Genomic DNA, 24,607 nt, shown 5'->3' with positions numbered 1-24,607 from the left:
GGTGTCCATCCGAATCCTGGTCGAGCGGAAACCCGAGTTATCCGCTCGTTGGCCGGCGTCCAAATCAGCTTGCAAAACAGATCCGCCGTGCATAACCTCCCTGCAACACACCCGCCATGCCTATGGTTGCTCCAGCAGCTATGCACAAATTGAGCGGTTTTTTTGCCCTGTAGGCAAACCCGGCATCAATATTTCTTTGCAGTTGGCGCTGCTCAGCCAGCGTGGGCTCGCATTCAAATCTACTTTGAGAGTTACCATGACCAACTCTGACATCGTCCAGAAACTCTGGAACCTGTGCGACGTACTGCGCGACGACGGGATCAACTACAGTGACTACGTTACAGAACTGGTGCTGCTGCTGTTCATCAAGATGGAATACGAGCAGGTACAGAACAACGATGCCTTCAGCCACAAGCTACCAGCGGGTGCACGCTGGCCAGACCTGGCTGGTAAATCCGGGCTCATTCTGCTCGACTACTACCGACAAATGTTGCTTGACCTAGGCAAGAACAGCGACCCGCTGATCGCGGCCATCTATGCCGACGCCCAGACACGGCTCAAGGAGCCACGTCATCTGGAGCAACTGATCAAAAGCCTGGATGTCATCGACTGGTTCAGCGCCCGCGAGGACGGCCTCGGCGATCTCTACGAAGGCCTGCTGGAGAAGAATGCCAGCGAGACCAAGTCCGGAGCTGGCCAGTACTTCACTCCGCGCCCGCTGATCGACAGCATCATCCGCTGCATCAGGCCGCAACCCGGCGAGACCATCCAAGATCCTGCCGCTGGCACCGCAGGCTTTTTGATTGCCGCTGACGCTTACATCAGAAGCCAGACCGACGACCACTACGACCTCGACGAAAAAGCACGGAGCTTTCAGCGCAATCGCGCCTTTGTCGGCGTGGAGTTGGTGCCCGGCACCCGTCGCCTAGCGTTGATGAACACCTTGCTGCACGGCATGGAAGGTGACGAAGAAGGCGTGGTCCACCTCGGCAACGCCCTTGGCCAGGCCGGCGCCAGCTTGCCCAAGGTCGACGTGATCCTCTCCAACCCGCCCTTTGGCACAGCCAAGGGCGGTGGCGGCCCAACCCGAGAAGATCTCACTTTCAAGACCAACAACAAGCAACTGGCATTTCTCCAGCACATTTACCGTGGGCTGAAACCGGGCGGCCGCGCCGCCGTAGTCTTGCCTGACAATGTGCTGTTCGAGGCTGGGGTGGGCACTGAAGTGCGTCGCGACCTGTTGGATAAATGCAACCTACACACCATTCTGCGGCTGCCAACAGGAATCTTCTACGCTCAGGGTGTGAAGACCAACGTGCTGTTCTTCCAGAAAGGCACTCCTGATAACCCACGCCAGGATCAGGGCTGTACCCAACGCGTATGGGTCTATGACTTGCGCAGCAATATGCCTAGCTTTGGCAAGCGGACGCCTTTTGGTACGCAGCACCTACAAACCTTTGAAGACGCCTATGGCCAAGATGCGAACGGCAATAGCCCGCGCGCCGAGAATATAGAAGGTATTGGAGAAACCAGCCGCTTCCGCGTGTTTACCCGAGCGCAAATTCGCGAACGTAGCGACTCATTGGATATCAGCTGGTTAAAGGATGCAGGCAGCGTGGATGCCGCCGATCTGCCCGCTCCTGAGGTTCTGGCCTGCGAAGCCATGGGGGAATTGACTGAAGCGCTGCGTGAGCTGGAAGAGCTGATGAAGGCATTAGGGGCGGGAGACGAAGTGGCGGCCCAGAAGCAATTGATGGCAGAAGTAATGGGGCTGGAAGTGGGGTCCGGAGAATGAGTGGCGAACTGCCGGCAGGCTGGACGAGCTTCACTTTGGCACATATTGGCGGTGTTACAGGCGGCAAGACCCCTTCAAAAGCAAATCCTGAATTCTGGTCTAGCCCTGATGTGCCTTGGATATCACCCAAGGACATGAAGAAAAACCTGCTGGAGAGCTCCGAAGACAGGATTTCTCAAATAGCGGTAAACGAGGCCGGAATGACGCTCTATCCAGCCGGAGCAGTCTTGATAGTTACCCGTAGCGGTATTCTTCAGCATACGCTTCCAGTTGCTCTGGCGGGTGTCGAGTTGACAGTCAATCAAGACGTCAAGGTTATCCGTCCCATTGAGGGCATAGACCCTAAATTTTTGTTTTATTTAATCAAAAACTTCGGTGGAAAAATTCTATCAGCGTGCGTCAAAGAGGGAACGACTGTTCAGAGCATCGACTCTTCCAAGCTAGAAGCCTTCCAGCTCCCCTTACCGCCAGCTATTGAACAAAGCCGAATCGTCCAGAAAATTGACGAACTACTAGCACAGGTCGACACCCTTAAAGCACGCATCGACGCCATGCCTGCCCTCCTCAAACGCTTTCGTCAATCCGTGCTCGCTGCTGCGGTTTCCGGACGGCTGACGGAAGAATGGCGCAAAGAGCAAAACCTCTCCTGCCCCAAAAGTAAAAAATTCGAAGACTTACTCAAAGACAAGAACAAGCTCTCTTATGGAGTATTAAAACCCGGCGACACGGCTTCTGACGGCGTCCCCATGGTTAGAGTTATGGACATTGGTGAGTGGGGACAAATAGATCAATCCAACATCTATAAAATATCAAAACCCCTTGCAGATGAATTCAAAAGAACCATACTAGAAAAAGACGACATCTTGCTTTCGGTAATGGCGACCATTGGGCGAGCTGCTATTACTCCAGAGTCCTTAGTAGGCGGCAATGTCAACAGGGCCATTGCCGTTATAAAACTAGGCCACGAAATAACCTCAGAATTTGCTTTCTTCCAGATAATGTCACCCCAATTCCAGTCTGCATTTGTTGAGAAACAATTGGGATCTGCACAAAAACGTATAAACCTATCGGACTTACGTGAATTTATTGTTCCGCTACCGGAAATTTCGGAACAACATGAGGTCGTACGCCGCATCCAGCAACTATTTGCATTCGCCGATCAACTGGAAGCCCGAGTCGCCTCAGCTACGATTTATATCGACAATCTGACTCAGAGCATTCTATCCAAAGCTTTCAGCGGCAAGCTGGTACCGCAAGACCCGTGCAACGAGCCCGCCAGTGAACTGCTCGCTCGCATCCAAGCCCAGCGTTCCGCCGCAAAGGCTAAGGCCATTCGCGGAAGGATTAATATCTGATGTATATCAATCGGGCGCATCTTAGTAGTAGCTTTCACTCTGCCCTATCGAGCAGCCCTGAAGTCCAAATTAAGAGGCATAAGGCCAGGGTAGGTATTCCAGAATGAAGCTTCTGCAATTTGAGCTATTAGGCGAATACAAAGGATTAGCCAATCAACGTTTTGACTTTTCTAACGCGCCCGGAAAAGTCATCGCACTTATTGGATTGAATGGATCCGGAAAGTCGCAACTAATGGAACTAATCGCAGAAGCCTTTGCGTATTTAGAGCGAAGGAAGCGATCCGACTTCAGCACTCGTAAACCTCTTAAATATTGCTTTTCCCTGAGCTATGAATGGTCAGGCGATGACGACAATATAAAACCGCCAAAGCGATTTACGGTGCGACTCGAAGCTGATCAGTCAATTCTGATCTCTAGCAGCATCCAGACAGGCTCTATTGCAAGCGGCGTGAGCGACAGCACGGCTTATTGGTCAATTGAAACGAGCTGCACATTGGGAAATCTACCCTTGCCGCGCGTCATAGGTTATGCCTCAGGCCTCAACGAAAACCTGCAACGCTCTTTTATGCGAAACGCATTACAGTACTTTGATGTTATGCGCACAAGGTCTCGGCGCCGCGTAGAGCTAGCACAGCCCAGTGTCGACGCGGAAAGCTATGAACAAATAAACATTAAGTACAAAAAACGTTTCCCAGGCATATTTGGCGCACCTACAGATAGCGCCATGGACGATCCACTTCGCACACTAGAGGCTGACACCCTCTACCAAACTCACTATTCTTAGACTACGATTGCACAAACTTACTGATTACAGCACTTGGACTTTTAAGCGACGCAGAGCGAAACCTACTGTGGCCGGAGGTCAGCTTTAGGCACCCGCGAAGAGTCACTTTACAGTACGATATGCGGCGCGCTCCCGTTGAGCAAGACAGTATCGAAGATCTCAAACAGCTCATCCATGCGGTGGGAGAAGGGAACATACGAGGCCTATCCAGCCGCACTACGGATGAGCAGTACGAAATTTACGAACTTAACTATCTGCGAGCCGAACTCACGATAGACCTCTTGGATCCATTAGTAATCAACAGACTCAGAGATACATATTTCGATCCAGTCCGTCTTTTTTGGAAGCTTTATAAGCTGCAATTACTAGGCGTAGGATGGTGGCCTACAGATATCCGCAAAGTTTTGCGAAACGACTCTTTAAATGGGAATGTAAAAAAGCCACTTAAGAGCAAGCTACCACTTACGGTGTCCGAGCTAGTGCTTTCTGATGGTGAAAGCTTTGCACCAGTCGACGATTTGAGCGATGGTGAAGCTCAGCTGCTTCATACGATCGGTGCCGTAAAGCTATTTGCCGATACCGAGTCATTGTTCCTATTTGACGAACCCGAGACGCATCTGAATCCTAGCTGGCGTACTCGATATCACCTTGACTTTGAACAAGCAGGCCGCAGCCTAACTACATCACAGGCATTAATCTCATCGCACTCACCGTTCTTGATTTCATCCCTGCATCGCGAAGCTGTCTTTCACTTTGAAAAAGTTGATGATCAGTCAACCATGTCATCACCAACTAGCGAGACTTTCGGTGCTTCATTCGAAGTACTGATAAAAAATTTTTGGCCTGCGCTCTGCAATATCGCAAACCGCAGTTGATGAAATAAATCGACACTTGCATGACCAAAGTGTGGATAACAATCACAAGCGGCACTGGATTGAGGCGCATTTAGGCGAATCGATGGAGCGTGCTTATATACTGCAAAAATTGCGGAACCCATAAACCTGATGTTACTTCCTCTAAGAGTCGGACTTCCACCTAGTGCAGTCTTCACTGGACTTAACTTGCTAATGCGAGAGACTCTTCTCTCTAGCTGCGCAGGGAGGCCCTTCGACGACTCCACTCTTCCCCTAGGACTTTGGGATGCTGCTCAGGCTAATGAACCGACCCGGACACGCGTCCAAGCGGTTATAAGTTCCATAGAGGCCCTAGATCCGCAGATAAGGGATGAGCTATATCTCGCTTTCTCCGGAACAGTTAGCGCACGCCTACTATTCAATGATCCGACATCAGCCATACCTGAACCTCCCGAATCCGTTACAGCTGAGCTGAAGAAGTTAGCCTCACATCTTTTCGAAAACACGTCAAAGCTTATCGGAGTCACCCGCTCATGTGGAGAAACCGTCATGGATCACTACAGCCGCTATAGCTCCGATCCCCCCTAGGTAACGGGAATGTATGTGGCATGTGCGCGGCAGAACTACTCGCACAACGACAACATCTAGTTGCTGCAGAAGATCAATGGCGTGCACCTTACGATCACCTACTGGCCAAAGAAAAGTATCCGCAGTTCGGAGTAGATCCCGACAACCTGCTGCCTACCTGTCACACGTGCAACTCAAAAGCGAAGCTTGCCAAAGACCTTTTGCGAAGCCCGGAGGGGCTCAGACGCACATGCTTCGATCCTTGGAGCGAAAGCGCCCACGAGCAAGTGGCGTTGCAAATCGACTTCCTTGGTATTCTGCCAATGGCTACTTGGGCAATAAGACCAATAGACCCTACAAACCAGCGTAAATTAACGACTTGGAATGAGATCTATCGAATCAAAGAGCGTATTGAAGGAGAGTTCCTATCTCTGCGCGAAAAGCTAGCCGAAGACTTGGACATTAGAGACCTAACGGCGTTCAAAAACTCAATCGAACAAAAGGCAAGAGTAAGGCTTAGCTATGCGAGATTAACACCCTACAATTATTGGCGCGGCTTACTCTATAATTCGCTACAATTATTGCCAGACCAACTCCTAGAAACGCTACGCGAATTTTGTCTTGATGGACTTGATCCAAATGGCGATGCTGCAGCCATATATGGAATATGAAAAAACAATCCAGTACACTGCAGATTTCGCACCACTAATTAGGGCGTGCGCCCTGAGAACTGTTGACCAAGTCCGGTAAAATTCCTTGCCAAAGCCCAACGAGCCATGGAACTAATTTGGGGCCTAGGCCTTTGAATGTTTCTAGATAATTAATCAGAGACCAAGATCGATTAAAATCCAACCAAAAAAGAACACCATGCAGAACAGCCCAAAATGGACGATAGGCAATTGGACCTTTCGACTAATAAGAAGCGCCGAGCCCCCCACAGCGTTGCCGAATTTTTGGTGGCCATTTCCGGTCCCGTCTCAAGCAATTCGATGCCAAACCTAGTCACGAAACCGGTGCACTCGGTGATCAGATCGTATGTAAAAAGAAGCCGCACGGTATTCCAATCGGTATTCCAAGTTTGAAAGTTAACGAAACATTAACCATACAAATCAACAGCCTACCGCTCAGATTCAGATCACCCCGGCCCACCAACTCCAGCGAGACGACACCTTACTGCGTCTTCTTTTGGGACTTAGCTTGACTGAATTTAGGGTTTCTCTGGTTTGAGATCTTCGGCATACAACAATTTCCAAAGCGGTCGGGAAAGGGTGAGACGCAACCCACGTCTGTGCGCTCAGACGAAATGAATCCGCAATGCCCTGATCCACCGCGACTACTTCGTCAGCGCCTCGATCCGGATCATGATCTTCGCTGATCGCATCGAATTGATCAGCCCCGGGCACCTGCCTGACGTACTCGATACCGAGAAAATTCGATTCGGCCTGTCCAATCGTCGTAACCCGACGCTCACGTCCCATGCTGTGCACATCCTGCCCTATCGCGGTTTGGGTACAGGCATTCCGCGTGCTATCGACGCTTGGCCAATGATTACCCTTGACGACGACCGGCAAAGTAACCAATTCAGGGTGGTGATTCAGAGGACCGTTGAGAAAGGGCCTCTTTCAGGCCCAAGCGGGGACCAAGTAGGGACTAAGTCGGGACCAAGCAGGGACTGAGTCCGTTGTCGACGGAGAACAAGCCGTAAATCGCCTGTCTTTGCAGCCAGAGCAGGTAACTCTGCTAAGCAGGATGACAGGTGAGCACACTGTGCTCGAGCTGATGACCTTCGTCGGACGCAGCAACCGCAGCAAGTTTCGCGAGCAGGTCTTGGCCCCACTACTGGCGAGTGGCGTGGTCGAGATGACCGTTCCAGACAAGCCCAACAGCAGCAAACAACGCTATCGCCTGACAGCGGTCGGCCGAGCGCTGAAGGCTGCCCCCTCGAACGACTGACCCCGGGCCAAACACATTTTGCGCCAGCGCAATCTGGCGCTTTGTACACTCCGCCAAAGGTAAGCGCGGCCGTCGATAGGCTACATTGAGTTAAGCCTTCAAAAGGAATAGAAAGAACCATCTCCGTCCCGACCTACGACCAGTTCATTGAGCCCATCCTGCGGTTTCTCTCGGTTCATCCGGAAGGTGCCACCGCATCCGAGGCCCACGAAGCGGCCGCACAGGCATTGGGCCTGAGCGAAGCACAGCGGCAAGAGACCATCGCCAGCGGTCAGGCTACCTACAAGAACCGTTCAGGCTGGGCGCATGATCGGCTGAAGCGCGCCGGCTACTCCAGCAGCGCAAAGCGTGGCTATTGGCAGTTGACCGACACCGGCCGCGCATTTGCTCAGGCCAACCCTGCCCCGTTGAGCGCAGAACTGGTCGAGCATCTGGCCGTGAATTTCATGAGCGTGAAACTGAAGACGGCACCGGATGCGGCCTCACTGGATGAGAGCACCGACACTTCAATGCCGATTGCATCGACAGAGCTAGCTACGAGCAGCCCACAGGAACGCCTGAACCAAGCCATCCTTGAGCTGCGCACGAGCGTAGCGGGCGACTTGCTGGACAGCCTGCTGCAAGCGAGCCCGACCCGCTTCGAACATATCGTGCTCGACGTGCTGCACAGCTTGGGCTACGGCGCCAACCGTCAGGCGCTGCAGCAAGTCGGTGGCAGCGGCGATGGCGGCATTGATGGCGTGATTTCGCTGGACGCGCTCGGGCTGGAAAAGGTTTACGTGCAGGCCAAGCGCTGGCAGAACACCGTCGGCCGTCCCGACCTGCAGGCGTTCTATGGCGCCCTCGCCGGACAAAAAGCCAAACGTGGCGTATTCATCACCACTTCCGGCTTTACCGCTCAAGCCGTTGACTTCGCGCGCTCGGTCGAGGGGTTGGTGTTGGTCGATGGCGAACGACTGGTCAACCTGATGCTTGACCACGACGTGGGCATCAGCTCGCAGCTTTACAAGGTTCCCAGGCTCGACAGCGATTACTTTGACGAATCGCTCGGATGAGTAAAAATTAGTGCCTGCCAACTCCGGGCGTACCGCCCGTAAACAATGAATTTTTCTTCACCACGCTGAATCCGCTCACGCTGTAAAGTCCATCCCGCTCATTCAAGAAACTACGGTTCGCCCGCGCTCCTAGCGGGCTTTTTTCGTCTGCCATTCAGCACACCTTGCCGCTCCCTCCATATGCGCGACTCTCCCAGCAACCCCCTCGCCAAGGAGCGCTCGATGCCGCTGTTATCCCTGCCCTGCCCGCGCCTGACGCTGGCGATCCTCTCCCCGATCAGGCCGAGCTCGAAAGCGCTTTCTACCAGCGCAACCAGCGGCACCTGGCTCGCTGGTCGCCCATCCGCACCAGCGACTACTTCTCCACCGCCAATATCCGCCGTCGCTTGGAGATCCAGGCCAGCGCCTTCGAAGCCGGGTTAGCCATGCATTTCGCGCTGCTGTCGCTGGACGGTCAGCAGATGATCGGGGCGTGCAATTTCAGCGGGATCATTCGTGGGGCGTTTCAGGCGTGTTATCTGGGTTATCACATTGATGAGGCGCATCAGGGGCAGGGTTTGATGCAGGAGGGGCTGGAGGCGGGGATTGGTTATATGTTCGATGTGCAGAGTCTGCATCGGATCATGGCCAATTACATTCCGGACAATGAGCGCAGTGCGCGTTTGCTTGAGCGCTTGGGTTTTGAGCGTGAGGGCTATGCGAAGGCGTATCTGAACATCGCCGGGCGTTGGCAGGATCATGTGCTGACGGCGCTGGTCAATCCGGGGTTCGAGGCGCCGGATCAGCGTTGGTCGCGGCGCCTGGGTTGACGTTCAATCCATGTTTTTCTGAACGCGTTCAGAGCAAGACTTCAGGCTGTGCGGTGAAAGCTTCCTGCGTGCTTTTGGCCCGCACCGGTAAATCCAAGCGTGCCCGTCCGTAGAAGGCCAATGCCGTCAGTAAACAGGTCAGCCAGACGAAGATGCCGGCCCAGAACGTGTGGGACATGTAGTGCCAGCCCTGCAGGACGCGGGTGGTGCCGTAGACCAGGCCCAGCAGCAGCGAACCCCACAAGATCGCACTGGAAAAACGCCACTGATGCCGTCGCGCGACGAAATACAGCGCCAGCATGGTGAAGCCGCCCGACGCATGGCCGCCCGGCCAGCAACGGCCACTCCCGGCCTCATGGAACAGTTGGAAATTGCTGTACCACTCGATGTGGGGCATTTTCCCGCCGTACAACGTGGTTTCGATTGGGCAGTAGACGCTGGTGTGGGATTTGAGGAAGTGGATCACGCCTGTGCAGAGTGCGAATGCGACCACGACGAAGAAAAATCCCTACGGTGATCTGCGGCAAATCGCAGCACTGGTGCGACTCTGCTGCGCTGCAGAAAGGCACCGAGTCGTGGACGTTTGTGCGGATTGACCACTGGCCAGATCAGCGACAGCAATGCGCCGATCAGCGCAATCTCCGCCGTCCAGTTCGGGATGACTCGCGCCCATTTGTGGGTGAGTTTTTCGAAGAAATGGATTTTGTCGATCGGGAAGGTCTGGCTTAGCGGGTCGAACAGCAGATTGCTGAAGGCGATGTCGATGTTGCTCATGTCGAACATCAGGAACACCACGGCCGCACAAACCAACGGAATGCCGAGGTTGTAAGCGTAGAAACGGGTTTTCATCGGGTAGTCACCGTGCGCCAGTCGGAAGCTTCAATGAAGCCGAGCATCTTCGGTGCAGACGGGCTGGCCGCGGATATGAACAGGGACGCGCCGTACCCCATGTTCGAGGCCGGCACTTTCAGGTCTTTTTCGATCTGCGCCATGCACTCGCTGTGGGTCACCAGAACCAGGTTACGCCCGGGGGCCTTGTGCGCCAGGGCATCCTGCAACATGCGGCCTCTGCAGTTGATCAACCAGTCATCGCCCCTGGCGGCATGGTTGAACATATAGCCGGCAGTCTGCACGGTGCGCATTGACGGGCTGTTATAGATATCAGCGTCGGCCAGGCCCAGTTGTTCGAAACGAGCACCGACTGCCACGGCGACACTGCGCGAGCGGTCGGTGATGCCGTCACTGCCGCTCAGGCACGCCGCTTTGGAGTGATCGCAACGTTCGACGTGGCGCACCAGCACGATCATCTCGCCCTTGGCCCACCCCGTCGCTAAAGCTTGCGCACCCGCCAGATTACCGTGGGCCAGATCCGGCACGGCGTTCGGCGCCAGCAACCACAGGGTCAGCGGGATCACCAAAATCGATGCCGCCAGCACCACCCATGCATCGCGAAAACGCGCCAGAGCGCTCAGATCGATCGAGCGTTTGACGCCGAACAGACTCAGTCTCAATTCCACAAAAACCGCCTCGCCACTCTGCATCACAGGTCATTCGATGCGGCGACAGTACAGAGGCGTACGTGGGCAGCCAGTGAAACCCATGTGAAAAAGTCCTTGGGATTCTTGCTCCGGGGACTGTCAGACAAAAATCCTTTCAGCTCTCGGGTTTTCGGCCGATACAGACCTGCTAACACCCCTGCTGGCTCAAAAGAACAACAATCTTCCAGCCTAACTGACGACCAAGAAACCCAACGTTTCTGGAGGATTTGCATGAATAGCTGGTTCGGTAACATCAGCGTGAACATGAAACTCGGCCTGGGCTTCGGCCTGGTGCTGGCCCTGACCTGCATTCTGGCGCTGACCGGCTGGACCAGCCTCGGCGGCCTGATCGACCGCAGCAACTGGATGAGCGACATCACCCAGCTCAATGCCGGCCTGACCAAACTGCGCGTGGTGCGCCTGCAGTACATGCTGACCAATGGCGACGAAACCGCCGCGCAGAATGTGCAGACCACCCTCGAAAGTTTCGCCGCTCAGCAGCAGGCGCTGATCAGCAAATTCAAGAGTCCGGAGAACGTCAAACTGCTCAAGCAGCAGGCCGCGACCATCGCTGAATACCAGACCTCGCTGAACAAAATGCGTAACGCCTATCGCACCGGCAACAGCGCGCGCGACACTATGAGCGCCAACGCCCAGACCGCCTACAACCTGATCGAATCGATCAGCCAGCGCGTGCAGCAGATGGAGTTGAGCGATCAGCGTTTCGAGCAGTTCCAGGCGGTCACTGCGGCGAAGGAAGCGTTCATCCTCGCGCGCTATGAAGTGCGTGGTTACACCGCGACCAGCAATGCCGAGACCGAGCAGAAAGCCGTCGGCCAGATCGACGCGGCCATCGCCAGTCTCAAGCCACTGAACGCGCAATTTGCCTCGACTCAGCAGGACGCCTTGCGCCAATTGGAAACCGCGCTGACCAGCTATCGCAGCGCGTTGATGGCGTACAAGAACGCCAACGCCGATGCCGTGCAGGCGCGTAAGGAAATGACCGATCAGGGCAACACCATCGTCGCCCTGAGCGAGCAGCTGTACCAGATCCAGCTTGATCGCCGTGATGCTGAAAGCGCCCAGGCGCGCACCTTCCAGTTGATCAGCACGTTGCTGGCGCTGCTGGTTGGCGTGATTGCTGCGGTGATCATCACCCGTCAGATCACCCGGCCGTTGCAGGAAACCCTGGCCGTGGTCGAGCGCATCGCCAGCGGCGACCTGACTCAGAATGTCACCGTCACCCGCCGCGACGAACTCGGCGTGTTGCAGCAAGGCATCGCGCGCATGGGTGTGACTCTGCGTGATTTGATCAGTGGCATCCGCGATGGCGTCACCCAGATTGCCAGCGCCGCTGAAGAGTTGTCGGCCGTAACCGAGCAGACCAGTGCTGGCGTGAACAGCCAGAAGGTCGAGACCGATCAGGTCGCCACGGCCATGCACGAAATGACTGCCACCGTGCAGGAAGTTGCGCGCAATGCCGAAGAAGCGTCGCAAGCCGCTGCCGCTGCGGATGGTGAGGCCCGTGAAGGCGACAAGGTGGTGAATGAGGCCATCGCGCAGATCGAGCGTCTGGCCAGTGAAGTGGTGCGTTCGACCGAAGCGATGAGCGTGCTGCAACAGGAAAGCGACAAGATTGGTAGCGTCATGGACGTGATCAAGGCTGTTGCCGAACAGACCAACCTGCTCGCGCTCAACGCCGCGATCGAAGCCGCGCGTGCCGGTGAAGCCGGGCGCGGATTTGCCGTGGTTGCGGATGAGGTGCGTGGTTTGGCCCAGCGTACGCAGAAGTCCACCGAGGAAATCGAAGGTCTGGTCGCCGGTCTGCAGAACGGCACCCAGCAGGTTTCGGCAGTGATGAACAACAGCCGCGCCCTGACCGACAGCAGCGTCGCCCTGACGCGCAAGGCCGGCGCCTCGCTGGAAAACATCACCCGCACAGTGTCGAACATCCAGTCGATGAACCAGCAGATTGCTGCGGCGGCTGAACAGCAAAGTGCAGTGGCTGAAGAGATCAGCCGCAGCATCATCAACGTCCGCGACGTGTCCGAGCAGACCGCAGCGGCGAGTGATGAGACGGCAGCGTCGAGTGTTGAGCTGGCGCGGTTGGGTGGTCAGTTGCAGCAGATGGTCAGCCACTTCCGCGTTTGACGTTGGTTTTGCGCTGAGGCTGAAATCGAATCGCGGGCAAGCCCGCTCCCACAGGTTTTCGTGGTCGAGCACTGTTGATGTGTTCACCTCGATAACTGTGGGAGCGAGCTTGCTCGCGAAAGCGGTGGGTCATTCAAATCATCACCGACTGACACTCCGCCTTCGCGAGCAGGCTCGCTCCCACATTTGGTTTTGTGTGACTCACCGGATTTTGAGCTCACCGAAAACCCCTGTGGGAGCGGGCTTGCCCGCGATGGCGGTGGGTCAATCAAATCCATGTTGCCTGACACTCCGCCTTCGCGAGCAGGCTCGCTCCCACATTTGGATTTGTGTGACTCACCGGATTTTGAGCTCACCGAAAATCCCTGTGGGGCTCGCTGGATTTTGAGCACACCGCAATACCCCTGTGGGAGCGGGCTTGCCCGCGATGGCGGTGGGTCAATCAAATCAAAGTTGCCTGACAGTGCGCATTCGCGAGCAAGCTCGCTCCCACATTTGGATTTGTGTGCACTCAGATTTTGAGCAGACCGCCGACCTCCTGTGGGAGCGAGCCTGCTCGCGAAAGCGGTGGATCATTCAGATCATCATTGACTGACACTGCGCACTCGCGAGCAGGCTCGCTCCACAGGGGTCCAGGGTGTCGGGACTATTCAGGATACCCGGTGATTTTGCGGATGCTTTGATACAGCGGTTTGAGCTGCCGGTACATGCGCAAATACACCTCTCTGTACAACTGCTCATAAACCTTCTGCGCCTCAGGCTGCGGTGTGAAAACCGCTCCAACCCGTGTCATCGCCGCAATGGCCGATGGAAAATCCCGATGCAACCCCAACCCCACCGCACAGCAAATCGCCGCCCCTAACCCTGACGCTTCATACACATGCGGACGCTCGGCCGGCAGGCCGAAGATGTTGGCGGTCAGTTGCATGGCGGCGTCACTTTGTGAGCCGCCGCCGGCCACGCGCAGGCGCTGGATCGAGACCTTTGAACGTCGCTCGATGTTCTCCATGCCCTGGCGCAGCGCGTAGGCCAGGCCTTCGAGAATCGCCCGGTAGATGTGCGCGCGGGTGTGTACGTCGCCGAAGCCGATCATCGCGCCTTTGGCTTCCACGCCCGGTTCGCGGATGCCCGGTGACCAGTAGGGTTGCAGCATCAAACCCATCGAGCCCGGCGGCACTTCGTCGACCAGTGCGTCGAACAGTTGCTCCGGTTCGATGCCCTGCTCTTTTGCCTGCTGCATTTCGCGCAGGCCGAATTCGTTCTTGAACCAGCTGACCATCCAGTAGCCGCGATAGATCATCACTTCGCAGTTGTACTGATCGGGCACGGCCGAGGGATATGGCGGGATCAGCGGGACGATTTCCAAATAGCGCGAGCGGGTGCTAGTGATGGTCGCGGTGGTGCCGTAGGACAAGCACACGGTGCGCGCATCGACCACGCCGGAGCCGATCACTTCGCAGGCCTTGTCTGCGCCTGCGGCAATCAACGGCAGGCCCTCGGGGATGCCGGTGTGCCGAGCGGCTTCGGTCGTGATGTAGCCGAGGGTTTCGCCGGGTTTGTGCAGGGTCGGCAACTGCTCGGGGCGTACCGCCAGTGCCTGCCATTTCCAGTCGCGCGGCGCCGCCCATTTCAGGCGTTTGAAGTCGAAGGGCAGATAACCGACGCAGCAGCCGACCGAATCGACGAAGCGTCCGCACAGGCGATGAGTCAGAAAACCCGAGAGCAGCAAAAACTCGTCAGTCGCCGCCCACACCTCGGGCTGATGCCGGGCGATCCAGTTGGCCTCGGCCTGGGCGCGAAAATAATCCACCGTCGCCTTGGCGCCGACCAGTTTGAACAGCCAGCCCCACGGCCCTTTGATGCTGCCCTCGACCTCGGTCTGGCGTTGATCGAGCCAGACAATTGCCGGGCGTAGCGGTTTGCCCTTGGCGTCCACGTTGATCACTGTGCCGCGCTGGGTGGTCAGGGACACGCCGGCAATCTGCGCACGGTCGATGCCGGTCTGCTGCCAGAGTTGCTGGCAGGCCTCGCCGAGTTTCGCCCAGTAATATTCCGGGTCCTGCTCGGCCCAACCGGGTTGCGTCGAGTAGTACGCCTGCAGATCGACTTTGCCTTTGCCGAGCAGATTGCCCTGCAGATCGAAGAGCAACGCGCGCACGCTCTGGGTGCCGTTGTCGATCGCTAACAGGTATTTCATGGGGTGATCTCCGGCAAGCCGTGATCGCGCAGCCACAACAATCGATAACGCTGGATTTCCGCTAGCCAGCGCTCATCGTCCCAGGCCAATCGTGGCTGGCAGAGCGTGCGAATTGCAGGCAGATAATCCTCACCACCGCGCGGCAGCAACAGGCCCAAACGGGTGCGGCGCAGCAGCAAATCATCCAGGTGCAGAATCATTTCCGCCTCGCAGGCGAACGCCAGTTCTGCCCACAAAGTATCGGTGGCGCCAACCGTTTCCAGACCGAGTTCGCCGAGCAATTGCGCCAGCCTCGGCAGGTCTCGACCGTGACGTCCGGCCAAGCGTCGCCATTGACTCGTACTCAATCCCGCAATTGTCAGCGGCGACACAGCAGCGAACACCGGCGCGTCGTCATCGACAAAAAACGCCCGAGCATCACCGCACAAGCCTTGAGCACTTCGATCGCTTGCGGGCGAAATGTGGTCAGTTTGCCGCCGGCCAACGTCACACAACCGGGCTCCTGCCACAACACATGTTCGCGGGTTTCGTTGGACGGTTTGTCCTGCTGCGCACCCGCCGCGCTGCCGACCACCGGACGCACGCCTGACCAGGTCGACAGCACATCGTCGACACCAATTTCGGCGCCGGGAAATTGCTGCTGGCAAGCGGCGAGCAGATAGTCGAGCTCTTCGCTGGAAATGCGTGCGCTGTGGTCGAGGTCTTTGCGGTGATCGAGGTCCGTGGTGCCGATCACCGTCGCGCCTTCCCACGGAAACACAAACACGGGGCGCCGATCGCGCTGATGCAGAAAAGTGAACGCCTGCGCCACCGGCAAACGCCAGCCCGGCAGCAACAGATGACTGCCGCGCAACGGGCGCAATTGCTTCGCTGATTCAACGGGACGCAAGCGCTCAGCCCAAGCGCCCGTAGCCACGGCCAGCACGCCAGAGCGCAATTGCAGCGTCGCCCCGCCCTCGCCATCTTCGACCTGAACCCCGCACACCCGCCCGCCTTCACGCAGCAGTTGCGTGACGCGCACACCGCTGACAATCACCGCACCATCGGCCCGGGCCTCGCGCAGTACGCGCATCACCAGTCGCGCGTCATCGGTCAGCGCATCGACAAAACAGCTGCCGCCGAGCAGGCCGTTTTCCTTCACTCCTGGGGCGAGAAAACGCAGTTGCTGGGCGTCATGAAAACCATGGTTGCGCCGCCCCGCCAGCGCGTCGTACACCGAGAGCAAGCCGCCCATGACGCGCGGCCCGGGAAAGCCGCCGCGATAGTGCGGCATCATGAAACTCATCGGCTCGACCAGCCCCGGCGCTTCGTCGAGCAGCCGCTGACGCTCGCGCACCGAATCGCGGGTCAGGCGCCACTGGCCCTTGGCGATGTACCGCAAACCGCCGTGGATCATTTTCGATGATCGGCTGGAGGTGCCCCAGGCAAAATCGCGCTGCTCCAGCAGCAGACAGCGCCAGCCCCGGCGCGCGGCTTCGCGGACGATTCCGGCGCCGCTGATGCCGCCGCCGATGACGATCAGGTCCCAGGTGTCATCCGCCAGCGTCGGCAGAATCTGCTCGCGCCACTGCGCATTCCATTGCGCCGTCATGGCCGCGACTCTGGCAATAACGTGCCCGGGTTGAGGCGCCCTTCCGGGTCGAAATGTTCGCTCAGCGCCTGCAACGTCTGCATCGCCAGCGGGCCTTTTTCGCGCAGCAGATACGGCGCGTGATCCTTGCCGACGCCATGCTGGTGGCTGATGGTGCCGTGGTTGTCGACGATGGTCTGGCTGGCCGCGTGTTTGAGCATCCGCCAGCGCGCCAGCGTCGCGGCATAGTCGGCTGCCGGACGAAACACGTAGGTGGTGTAAATGCTCGAGCCCTCGCCGTAAACGTGCGAGAGATGAGTGAAGACATGCACGCGTTCGCCCTCGGCGGCCAAGGCGTCGCGCAGGCTGTTTTCGATGAGGCTGAGCAAGTGGTCGACATTGCTCCAGTCGGTGGCGGTTTCAAGGGTGTCGACCACGTAACCGGCGTTCCACAGGTTCTCGCGCAAGTAGGGAAAACGGAAGCGGTTCTGCGCCCACTTCTTGCCCAGCAGGGTACCGGTGAATACGCCGCCGAAGGCTTTCAGATGCTGGCGCGCCTGTTTCAGTGACAGTGCGTTTTGCTGGCGATTGCCGGTGACGCCGAAGGTCAGCAGGCATTTGCCGTCGCCGGCGCCGCGCAGCTTGAGGTACTTTTCCAGCCAGGCGATCTGTTGCGGATGGCCGGCCAGCGCCAGTTGCGTTTCGGTTTCCACCGCGTTGGACAGACGCAGCATCGACAACGGTACGCGCGCCTGCGCCAGTTGCCGGATTGCTTGCAGCGCCTGCGGCCAATCGGGCAGAAACACGCCGTAGAAACGCTCGTCCGTCGGCAACGCACTGACCCGCATTTTGACTTCGGAAATGATCCCGAAACGGCCCTCGCAACCGAGCACCATTTCACGCAGATCGGGACCTGCCGCCGACGCCGGGAACGTCGGAATCTGCAAAGGCCCGGCGAACGTTTCCAGGGTGCCGCCCGCGAACAATTGCTCGATCCGCCCGTAGCGCAACGACTGCTGACCACTGGAACGGCTGGCCACCCAACCGCCCAGGGTCGACAGCTCCCACGACTGCGGGAAATGCCCCAGCGTGTAGCCGCGCGCGCGCAACTGGCTTTCGACTTGCGGCCCGCTGGCGCCGGGGCCGAACGTCGCCAACAGGCTCTGTTCGTCGAGGTCGGTCAGGCGATTCATTCGCGCCAGCGACACCGTCAGCACCGGGCGCGTGGAGTTTGGCGGATTAATGTGCCCGGCCACCGACGTGCCGCCGCCGTAGGGAATCAGGCACAGATCCTGATCATGGGCGAGCGCCAGCAATTGGCGGATCTGTTCGGCCGTTTCAGGAAACGCCACGGCATCGGGATAAGTACCCAGCGCGCCTTCGCGCAGCGCCAACCAGTCCGGCAGGCTCTGGCCGCGCGCGTGCAGCAGGCGATCGTGAGTATCGACGCTGTACAAGCGATGCGGCACCAGGCGCGAAGTCGGCACTTGCGCCAACGCCGCCGCCAAGGTCGCATCGGGCAATGCCCGGCCAGCGCCCAAGCGTTCGTGGAGAAATGTCGCGCCCTGGGCCGGCAGTTCGACCACCGTGCCTGCCTCTCCCCAGCCGTTCCAGCGTCGCATGCGTGTGTCCTTTTTCTGCCGTTGGATCAAGCTTGCATACTAGTCAGCGCTGGAGATCTGTCACGGTCGCATCCGGCCAGATCCTGTAGCGAATGGCGCCAAACGTCCGGGCATTTACTTTCGCCGGGCAATCCACTTACCTTGCGGCATTCATTCGCTCACGCGCCGTCGATCAAAGGACCGCGACCATGCCATCGCTCGGCTTCACTTCCGTTCCGCCGCTGCTCAAATACCTGCGTCATGCCGAACAGTTGGGCATGGCCATCGAGCCTGCGTTGGCGGCGGCCGGGTTGCAGGCGCAGCAGTTGAGCGACAACACCCTGCGCCTGCCGGGTGAGGTTCACGAGCGCTTGCTGGATTATTTCTGCGAGCACTCGGGCGATGGGTTGTTCGGGCTGCATGCGGCGAATTTCGTCCTGCCCAATTCGTGGAGCGTGCTCGGTTACATCACCATGAATTGCGCGACTTTGGGCGATGCGATGAGCCGGATCATGCCGTTCGAAAAACTCGTCGGCGACATGGGCGTCAGCCGCGCCGAGGTGCAGGGCGAGCACGTGCATCTGATCTGGGCCTGCCGTTACCAGCGGCCACGGATTCGTCGGCATCTGGTGGAAAACGTGCTCGGTTCGTGGCTGCACTACGCGCGCTGGATCGCCGACACGCAGCTGTCGCCGGCCTGCGTATGGCTGGAGCATGCGCGGCCGGATGCGGTGACGCAGGCCGAGTACGAGGCGTTTTTGGTTGCCCGGTGCGGTTCGATCAGGCGTATTCGGCGCTGGTGGTGCCGCTGGCGTATTTGCACTTGCCGCTGCGCCAGGCCGATGCGCAATTGCTGCGAACCCTGGAAGAACACGCGATGGGTTTGCTGGCGACGCTGGAGGATGTGTCGCTGGCGCAGCAGGTGAAGAACATCCTGCGCGGTTTGCTCAAGGAGGGCTTGCCGCGCAAGGAGCAAGTGGCGGAGCAGCTCAGCGTCTCGGTGCGCACGTTGCAGCGGCAGTTGCAGCAGGTCGGGACGTCGTATCAGCAGATTCTCGATGAGCTGCGTCAGGAGTTGGCGGAGCATTATTTGCTCAACAGCACGTTGCCGATTCAGGACATTGCGCAGTATCTGGGTTTTACCGAACCGCGCTCATTTCATCGCACCTTCAAGAGCTGGCGCGGGATGCCGCCGGGGAGTTTCGGTTGCGGAATCGGCGGTGATGCTGATGGCCCTATCGCTGGCAAGCCAGCTCCCACAGGTTCGGTGCAAGCCACAGATATAGTGATCAACTCGGAGACTGTGGGAGCTGGCTTGCCAGCGATGGCGTCATCGGCAGCGCCGTAAATTTCCGCCAGATACATCGCGCAATAAACACGACGCCCTTCGACTGTTTAAAACCGCCCAGCATTCCGCGAAACCACCCACAATTCCTTGCGCCACTGCCTACGCCTGCGCCAGAATCCGCCGGCTTGTGCGCCTTGGGGCCTGCCGGTAACTTGATTCGGTCACTGATTTCTCAGTGATCGAGCTTAGCGGCTCGGACAGCATTCCGGTTGTACAAGTCCAATCCGGTCAGGCTCACGTCTGCACTCGATGGTGGCTGTGCGCATGGCATCTTCGGATGCACCGGGTTGAATGCTTACCGGTCCGCTAACTTGCGCACAGCTGCCTCCCTTTGCTTAGCGGCGAAACGGATGCAGCTTCATACGAGGCAAGCATTCATGTTCAAAGTAACCCCAAACCCGCCACTCACTGACCCGGCATCCCCTACGAATCCGCCGATTCAAAGAAATTCCACGAAGCCGCCGACCGCGCCCTCGACCATTACCTCGGCCCATCCAGCGCCGAATTCATGGCCCCGCCGTACAAATCCAACACGCTGTACATGGCCAATCCCGAGGCTGACAACGAATCGCTATTGGCCGACGCCTGCGAAACGTTGGGGTCGGCGACGGTGATGCTCAACGATCAGGCGGGGCTGGTGAACGGCTCGCAGCGCAAGACGTTGCAGGGCATTGCGCAGATTGTGATGGTTGCGGAGATGGCGGTGAATCGGGTGCTGGATCGGTTGGTGCCGACGGAATGAGGTGAGCGCCCGCAAGTGTTACTGATGCCTGCGGGCAATCCCAAGAGGTCAGGTCGCGCCAGGCGTTCAAGTCAAAGACTGATCGCATTGGTAAACACCAACCGATTACCAAACGGATCAGCAATCGTCATGTCCTGACTGCCCCAAGGCATCGCCTGAATCTGCGGATGCGAGAACTGGTAATCCTTGGCCATCAGTTGCTGCTGAAACGCCTCCAGCTCATCGGTCTCGATACGCAGCGCCGAACCCGGGCAGGCATCGCCGTGATGCTCGGACAGATGCAGCACACACTCGCCCCGTGACACCTGCAGATACAGCGGAAAATTCGCTTCGAAGCGATGCTGCCAGTCGATCTTGAAACCAAGAAAATCGACGTAGAACTCGACAGCCTTGGCCTCATCGAAGATCCGCAGGATCGGGGTGGTTTTGCCGAAGCTCATGGGGTGCTCCCTGACTGATTGGCCCCACAGTGTAGACGGGGAGGATGTCAGCAAATCGGCTTGTGGATGGCTTTCTTTAATTGCAATGTGCCATCACTGTGACGCACACCACGAATCCTTAACGAAAGTTGTCGCGCAGGTCGCCCTGTCGCGCAAGAAACCGCCCTGCCCTCGCCCCATTCGCCTGCCCGTCGCGATAACTCAACACGCCGTTGACCCAAACCCCGTCGATCCCCTGCGCCGCCCGCTGCGGATCGTTGAAATCGGCCACGTCACGCACGGTCGCCGGATCGAACAACACCAGATCCGCCCAATGCCCTTCACGAATCTCGCCCCTTTCCTGCAAGCCAAAACGCGCCGCCGACAGGCCGGTCATCTTGTGCACGGCGGTGTGCAGCGGAAACAACCCGACGTCGCGACTGAAATGGCCAAGGACCCGTGGGAAAGCGCCCCACAGGCGCGGATGCGGGAACGGGTCTTCGGGCAGTCCGTCAGAGCCGACCATCGAAAGCGGATGGGCGAGGATTCTTCTGACATCGGCCTCGTCCATGCCGTAGTACACCGCGCCCGCCGGTTGCAGACGTTTCGCGGTTTCTTCCAGCGACAGCTTCCATTCGCCAGCAATGTCGATCAGGTCGCGCCCGCTGACTTCCGGGTGCGGCGTCGACCAGGTGATGGTGATGCGGTGGGCGTCGGTGACTTGCTTCAAATCCAGCGTCGAAGAACTCGCCGCGTACGGGTAGCAATCGCAGCCGACCGGATGGGTTTTCGCTGCCTCTTCCAGCGCTGCGAGCAATTGCGGACTGCGCCCCCAGTTACCGACGCCGGCGCATTTGAGGTGGGAAATGATCACGGGTGATTGCGCGTGTCGGCCGATTTGAAATGCTTCGTCCATCGCCTCCAAGACCGGGGCGAATTCGCTGCGCAGATGGGTGGTGTACACCGCGCCGAACGCCGTCAGTTCTTCGGTCAGTTGCATGACCTCATCGGTGGACGCGTTGAAGGCGCTGGCGTAGGCCAGGCCTGTGGATAAGCCCAACGCGCCGGCCTCAAGGCTTTCGCGCAACTGCTCACGCATGGCGGTGATTTCGCCGGGCGTTGCGGTGCGGAACAAGTCGTCGAGGTGATTGCTGCGCAGCGCCGTGTGGCCAACCAGCGCGGCGACATTCAGCGTGGTATTGGCCGCTTCGACGGCGGCGCGGTAGTCGCTGAAACGCGGGTAGACGAACGCCGCTGCGCTGCCGAGCAGGTTCATCGGATCCGGCGGATTGCCCTTCAAAGTGACCGGCGAAGCGCTGATGCCGCAGTTGCCGACAATCACCGTGGTCACGCCCTGGCTGAGCTTGGGCAGCATCTCGGGCTGGCGGATGACCACGGTGTCGTCGTGGGTGTGCACGTCGATGAAACCCGGCGCCAGCACCCGGCCGGCGGCGTCGATTTCTTCGCTGGCGCGAGCATCGTGCAGGTCGCCGATGCGCTCGATGCGACCATTGAGAATCGCGACGTCTGCGCGGTAGCCCGGCGTGTTGCTGCCGTCGATGACCAGCGCGTTGCGGATCAGGATGTCGTACTGCATGTCAGTCTCCCAGCGGCAGGTGATCGTCGCCGCCACGGTATTCGTCGAGGGCGAGTTTGATTCGCCGCAGACGTTCTTGATTGTCTTCAGGGCTGGCCAGCGCCAGCTCGGTGGCGAGCACGTCAATGGCCAGCAGCATGCCGTAGCGCGCCGCCGTCGGTTTGTAGATGAACGAGGTTTCCGCGCCTTGCAGCGGCAGGACGACGTCGGCCAGTTCGGCCAGTGGTGAATCGCCGCGAGTGATGGCGAGAATGCGCGCGCCGTAGTTGCGCGCCAGCTCCACGGTTTCCAAAAGCTCCGGGGTGATGCCGGTCAGCGAGCAGACGATCAGCACTTGTTCGGCGTTCAGACTGGCGGCGGTGACGCGCATCATCACCGCGTCATGACACACCGCAATCGGGTAACCGAGGCGCACCAGACGCACCTGCAATTCATCGCTGCACAGGGTCGAGCAACCGCCCATGCCGAACGCGTGAATCATCCGCGCCTGGCTGAGTAATTTCACTGCGTCGGCGAAGCGCGACTCGTCGAAACCGGCCAGATGCTGGCGCAAGGTGGCTTCGATGTCGCCGACGATCTGCCCGTAAAACGCCGACTGCTCGGGCGTGCCCGCCGGGTCGAGAAACCGGCTGCCAACGCCGCTGGCCTGGGCCAGTTGCAGGCGCAGATCGCGCAGGTCACGGCAGCCGACCGTGCGGGCAAAACGCGACAGCGTGGCAGTGCTGACCTCGGCCCGTTGCGCGAGGTCTTCGAGGCTGGCGCTGGCGGCAAACCCGACGTCGTCGAGCATCAGCCGCGCAATGCGCCCTCGCCGGCACTGAAGGAATCCTGGCGGGCGCGGATCTGGTAGAGGATGTCCATGGGCGGCGGGCTCCGGTTACAGCAGGTAGGAAAGGCCGACGGTCAGCGCGAAAGCGACCAGCGAGATCAGCGTCTCGAGCACGGTCCAGGTCTTGAACGTCTGCGCGACCGTCATGTTGAAGTATTCCTTGATCAACCAGAAGCCGCCGTCGTTGACATGGGAAAAGATAACCGAGCCCGCGCCGGTCGCCAGCACTAAAAGCTCAGGGTGTGGATAACCCAGACCGATGGCCACCGGCGCGACAACGCCCGATGCGGTGGTCATCGCCACGGTTGCCGAACCGGTGGCGACACGCATCAGCGCGGCGAACAACCAGCCCATGATCAGCGGCGACAGGTGAAATTCATGGGCGAGGCCAACGATCTGATCGGTGACGCCGGCATCCACCAGAATCCGGTTCAAGCCGCCGCCCGCGCCGACCAGCAAGGTGATGCTGGCGGTAGGCGCGAGGCATTCGTTGGTGAACTTGAGGATCGATTCGCGGTTGAAACCTTGGGCAATTCCTAGCGTCCAGAAGCTCAGCAAAGTCGCCAGCAACAGCGCGATCACCGAGTTGCCGATGAACAGCAGGAATTGATTGAACGCGCTGCCGGGGGTGGAAATCAGGTTGGCCCAGCCGCCGATCAACATCAGCACCACCGGCAGCAGAATGGTCGCCATGGTAATGCCGAAACCCGGCAGTTTATCGCGCGGTTCACGGTCGAGAAATTGCTTTTCCAGCGGGTTGTCCGTCGGCAATTGAATGCGCGGCACGATGAACTTGGCGTACAGGGGCCCGGCGATGATTGCGGTCGGAATGCCGATCGCGATCGCGTACAGCAAGGTCTGCCCGACCGAGGCCTGATAGGCCTGCACCGCGAGCATCGCCGCCGGGTGCGGCGGCACCAGCGCATGCACCACCGAAAGGCCAGCCACCATCGGCAGCCCGACCATCAGAATCGACACGCCGACGCGCCGCGCCACGGTAAAGGCAATCGGTACCAGCAATACGAAACCGACTTCGAAAAACAGCGGCAGCCCGACCAGAAAAGCGATGCAGACCATCGCCCAATGCGCGTTCTTCTCGCCGAATCGCTCGATCAGCGTGCGCGCCATCTGCTCGGCCCCACCGGACTCGGCCATCATCTTGCCGAGCATCGTCCCCAACGCCACCACCAGCGCAATATGCCCCAGCGTCTTGCCGACGCCAGCCTCATACGCACCGACCACCGCCGACGGCGGCATCCCGGCGACCAGCGCCAGGCCTAGGGAAATCAGGGTGATGACAATGAACGGATTGAGCCGGTAACGGGCGATCAACACGATCAGCGCGATGATGGCCACGGCGGCATAGACCAGCAGCCAATAGCCGAAGGAAGGCGTCATGCGGTACTCCTCGAAAGGGTCACGTTCGAATGGGTTGTGAAACTC

General features: G+C 58.6%; 15 protein-coding genes and 6 pseudogenes. 12 read left to right on the top strand and 9 right to left on the bottom strand.

Translation table 11 applies throughout. The features are described 5' to 3' along the window. Positions 1-256 precede the first annotated feature (256 nt). The 9 genes and pseudogenes from LJU32_08245 to LJU32_08205 all read left to right on the top strand — a co-directional run bounded on the left by LJU32_08245 (position 257) and on the right by LJU32_08205 (position 9,172). Positions 257-1,795, top strand: coding sequence for a type I restriction-modification system subunit M (locus LJU32_08245; protein ID WKV91062.1), 1,539 nt, complete (start codon positions 257-259; stop codon positions 1,793-1,795). Next, positions 1,792-3,150 (top strand): restriction endonuclease subunit S, encoded by a 1,359-nt coding sequence (locus LJU32_08240; GenBank protein WKV90197.1) that lies wholly within the window; start codon positions 1,792-1,794, stop codon positions 3,148-3,150. Before LJU32_08245 ends, LJU32_08240 begins: the two co-directional genes overlap by 4 nt. A gap of 103 nt (positions 3,151-3,253) precedes the next feature. Continuing rightward, on the top strand, positions 3,254-3,934 hold the full coding sequence (locus tag LJU32_08235; GenBank protein ID WKV90196.1) for a hypothetical protein: 681 nt from the start codon (positions 3,254-3,256) through the stop codon (positions 3,932-3,934). Between the two features lie 119 nt (positions 3,935-4,053). After that, positions 4,054-4,809 carry an AAA family ATPase gene (locus LJU32_08230; GenBank protein WKV90195.1) on the top strand — a complete coding sequence of 252 codons (756 nt, stop codon included), beginning with the start codon at positions 4,054-4,056 and terminating at the stop codon, positions 4,807-4,809. A 587-nt stretch (positions 4,810-5,396) separates the two neighbouring features. Further along, a complete protein-coding gene (locus LJU32_08225) occupies positions 5,397-6,026 on the top strand; it encodes a hypothetical protein (GenBank protein ID WKV90194.1) in 630 nt (209 codons plus the stop codon). Positions 6,027-6,716: 690 nt separating this feature from the next. Next, positions 6,717-7,031: a hypothetical protein gene (locus LJU32_08220; GenBank protein WKV90193.1), complete on the top strand. Its 315-nt coding sequence runs from the start codon at positions 6,717-6,719 to the stop codon at positions 7,029-7,031. 91 nt (positions 7,032-7,122) lie between these two features. Further along, entirely contained in the window at positions 7,123-7,308 is a 186-nt protein-coding gene (locus LJU32_08215) for a transcriptional regulator (GenBank protein WKV90192.1), read from the top strand. Between the two features lie 119 nt (positions 7,309-7,427). Then, complete coding sequence (locus LJU32_08210) at positions 7,428-8,363, top strand: restriction endonuclease (GenBank protein ID WKV91061.1); 936 nt, start codon at positions 7,428-7,430, stop codon at positions 8,361-8,363. Positions 8,364-8,585: 222 nt separating this feature from the next. Beyond that, positions 8,586-9,172 (top strand): annotated as a pseudogene (locus tag LJU32_08205) (GNAT family N-acetyltransferase). A 28-nt stretch (positions 9,173-9,200) separates the two neighbouring features. On the opposite strand, the pseudogene LJU32_08200 reads toward LJU32_08205, so the two are convergent. Further along, positions 9,201-10,021, bottom strand: a pseudogene (locus LJU32_08200) (phosphatase PAP2 family protein). Then, positions 10,018-10,689: a histidine phosphatase family protein gene (locus LJU32_08195; protein ID WKV90191.1), complete on the bottom strand. Its 672-nt coding sequence runs from the start codon at positions 10,687-10,689 to the stop codon at positions 10,018-10,020. The pseudogene LJU32_08200 and the gene LJU32_08195 overlap by 4 nt, the downstream one beginning before the upstream one ends. Positions 10,690-10,941: 252 nt before the next feature. Here LJU32_08195 and LJU32_08190 point away from each other — a divergent pair, with 252 nt between their 5' ends. Further along, positions 10,942-12,861 (top strand): methyl-accepting chemotaxis protein, encoded by a 1,920-nt coding sequence (locus LJU32_08190; protein ID WKV90190.1) that lies wholly within the window; start codon positions 10,942-10,944, stop codon positions 12,859-12,861. 646 nt (positions 12,862-13,507) lie between these two features. Here LJU32_08190 and LJU32_08185 read toward each other — a convergent pair. From LJU32_08185 to LJU32_08175, 3 genes and pseudogenes are all read right to left on the bottom strand, one after another. Then, positions 13,508-15,058, bottom strand: a complete 1,551-nt coding sequence (locus LJU32_08185) for an FGGY-family carbohydrate kinase (protein ID WKV90189.1) — start codon at positions 15,056-15,058, stop codon at positions 13,508-13,510. Next, positions 15,055-16,649 (bottom strand): annotated as a pseudogene (locus tag LJU32_08180) (glycerol-3-phosphate dehydrogenase/oxidase). Before LJU32_08180 ends, LJU32_08185 begins: the two are co-directional and overlap by 4 nt. Continuing rightward, complete coding sequence (locus LJU32_08175; protein ID WKV90188.1) at positions 16,646-18,250, bottom strand: FAD-binding oxidoreductase; 1,605 nt, start codon at positions 18,248-18,250, stop codon at positions 16,646-16,648. The pseudogene LJU32_08180 and the gene LJU32_08175 overlap by 4 nt, the downstream one beginning before the upstream one ends. 188 nt (positions 18,251-18,438) lie before the next feature. Between LJU32_08175 and LJU32_08170 the strand changes: the two are divergent. Both LJU32_08170 and LJU32_08165 read left to right on the top strand, forming a co-directional pair. Next, a pseudogene (locus LJU32_08170) lies at positions 18,439-19,427 on the top strand (AraC family transcriptional regulator). Between the two features lie 527 nt (positions 19,428-19,954). Then, positions 19,955-20,319: pseudogene (locus LJU32_08165) on the top strand (DUF6124 family protein). Between the two features lie 71 nt (positions 20,320-20,390). On the opposite strand, the gene LJU32_08160 reads toward LJU32_08165, so the two are convergent. From LJU32_08160 to LJU32_08145, 4 genes and pseudogenes are all read right to left on the bottom strand, one after another. Continuing rightward, complete coding sequence (locus LJU32_08160) at positions 20,391-20,759, bottom strand: VOC family protein (protein WKV90187.1); 369 nt, start codon at positions 20,757-20,759, stop codon at positions 20,391-20,393. A 118-nt stretch (positions 20,760-20,877) separates the two neighbouring features. Then, positions 20,878-22,335, bottom strand: a complete 1,458-nt coding sequence (locus LJU32_08155) for a D-aminoacylase (protein ID WKV90186.1) — start codon at positions 22,333-22,335, stop codon at positions 20,878-20,880. A gap of 1 nt (position 22,336) precedes the next feature. After that, positions 22,337-23,196 (bottom strand): annotated as a pseudogene (locus tag LJU32_08150) (MurR/RpiR family transcriptional regulator). 16 nt (positions 23,197-23,212) lie between these two features. Continuing rightward, positions 23,213-24,562 (bottom strand): GntP family permease, encoded by a 1,350-nt coding sequence (locus LJU32_08145; GenBank protein WKV90185.1) that lies wholly within the window; start codon positions 24,560-24,562, stop codon positions 23,213-23,215. Between the last annotated feature and the right edge of the window lie 45 nt (positions 24,563-24,607).

It is taken from the genome of Pseudomonas sp. B21_DOA (genome assembly GCA_030544685.1).
Classification (GTDB): Bacteria; Pseudomonadota; Gammaproteobacteria; order Pseudomonadales; family Pseudomonadaceae; genus Aquipseudomonas; species Aquipseudomonas fluorescens_AO.
Note: the sequence above shows the minus strand (reverse complement) of the source record. Positions and strands in the feature narration are given on the sequence as shown.

Excerpts from the sequence above, each read along its gene's own strand:
- LJU32_08220 (WKV90193.1), top strand. The coding sequence starts at position 6,717 with ATGATCTTCGCTGATCGCATCGAATTGATCAGCCCCGGGCACCTGCCT.
- LJU32_08245 (WKV91062.1), top strand. The coding sequence starts at position 257 with ATGACCAACTCTGACATCGTCCAGAAACTCTGGAACCTGTGCGACGTA.
- LJU32_08230 (WKV90195.1), top strand. The coding sequence starts at position 4,054 with ATGCGGCGCGCTCCCGTTGAGCAAGACAGTATCGAAGATCTCAAACAG.
- LJU32_08225 (WKV90194.1), top strand. The coding sequence starts at position 5,397 with ATGTGCGCGGCAGAACTACTCGCACAACGACAACATCTAGTTGCTGCA.
- LJU32_08235 (WKV90196.1), top strand. The coding sequence starts at position 3,254 with ATGAAGCTTCTGCAATTTGAGCTATTAGGCGAATACAAAGGATTAGCC.
- LJU32_08145 (WKV90185.1), bottom strand. The coding sequence starts at position 24,562 with ATGACGCCTTCCTTCGGCTATTGGCTGCTGGTCTATGCCGCCGTGGCC.
- LJU32_08185 (WKV90189.1), bottom strand. The coding sequence starts at position 15,058 with ATGAAATACCTGTTAGCGATCGACAACGGCACCCAGAGCGTGCGCGCG.
- LJU32_08240 (WKV90197.1), top strand. The coding sequence starts at position 1,792 with ATGAGTGGCGAACTGCCGGCAGGCTGGACGAGCTTCACTTTGGCACAT.
- LJU32_08190 (WKV90190.1), top strand. The coding sequence starts at position 10,942 with ATGAATAGCTGGTTCGGTAACATCAGCGTGAACATGAAACTCGGCCTG.
- LJU32_08175 (WKV90188.1), bottom strand. The coding sequence starts at position 18,250 with ATGCGACGCTGGAACGGCTGGGGAGAGGCAGGCACGGTGGTCGAACTG.
- LJU32_08160 (WKV90187.1), bottom strand. The coding sequence starts at position 20,759 with ATGAGCTTCGGCAAAACCACCCCGATCCTGCGGATCTTCGATGAGGCC.
- LJU32_08155 (WKV90186.1), bottom strand. The coding sequence starts at position 22,335 with ATGCAGTACGACATCCTGATCCGCAACGCGCTGGTCATCGACGGCAGC.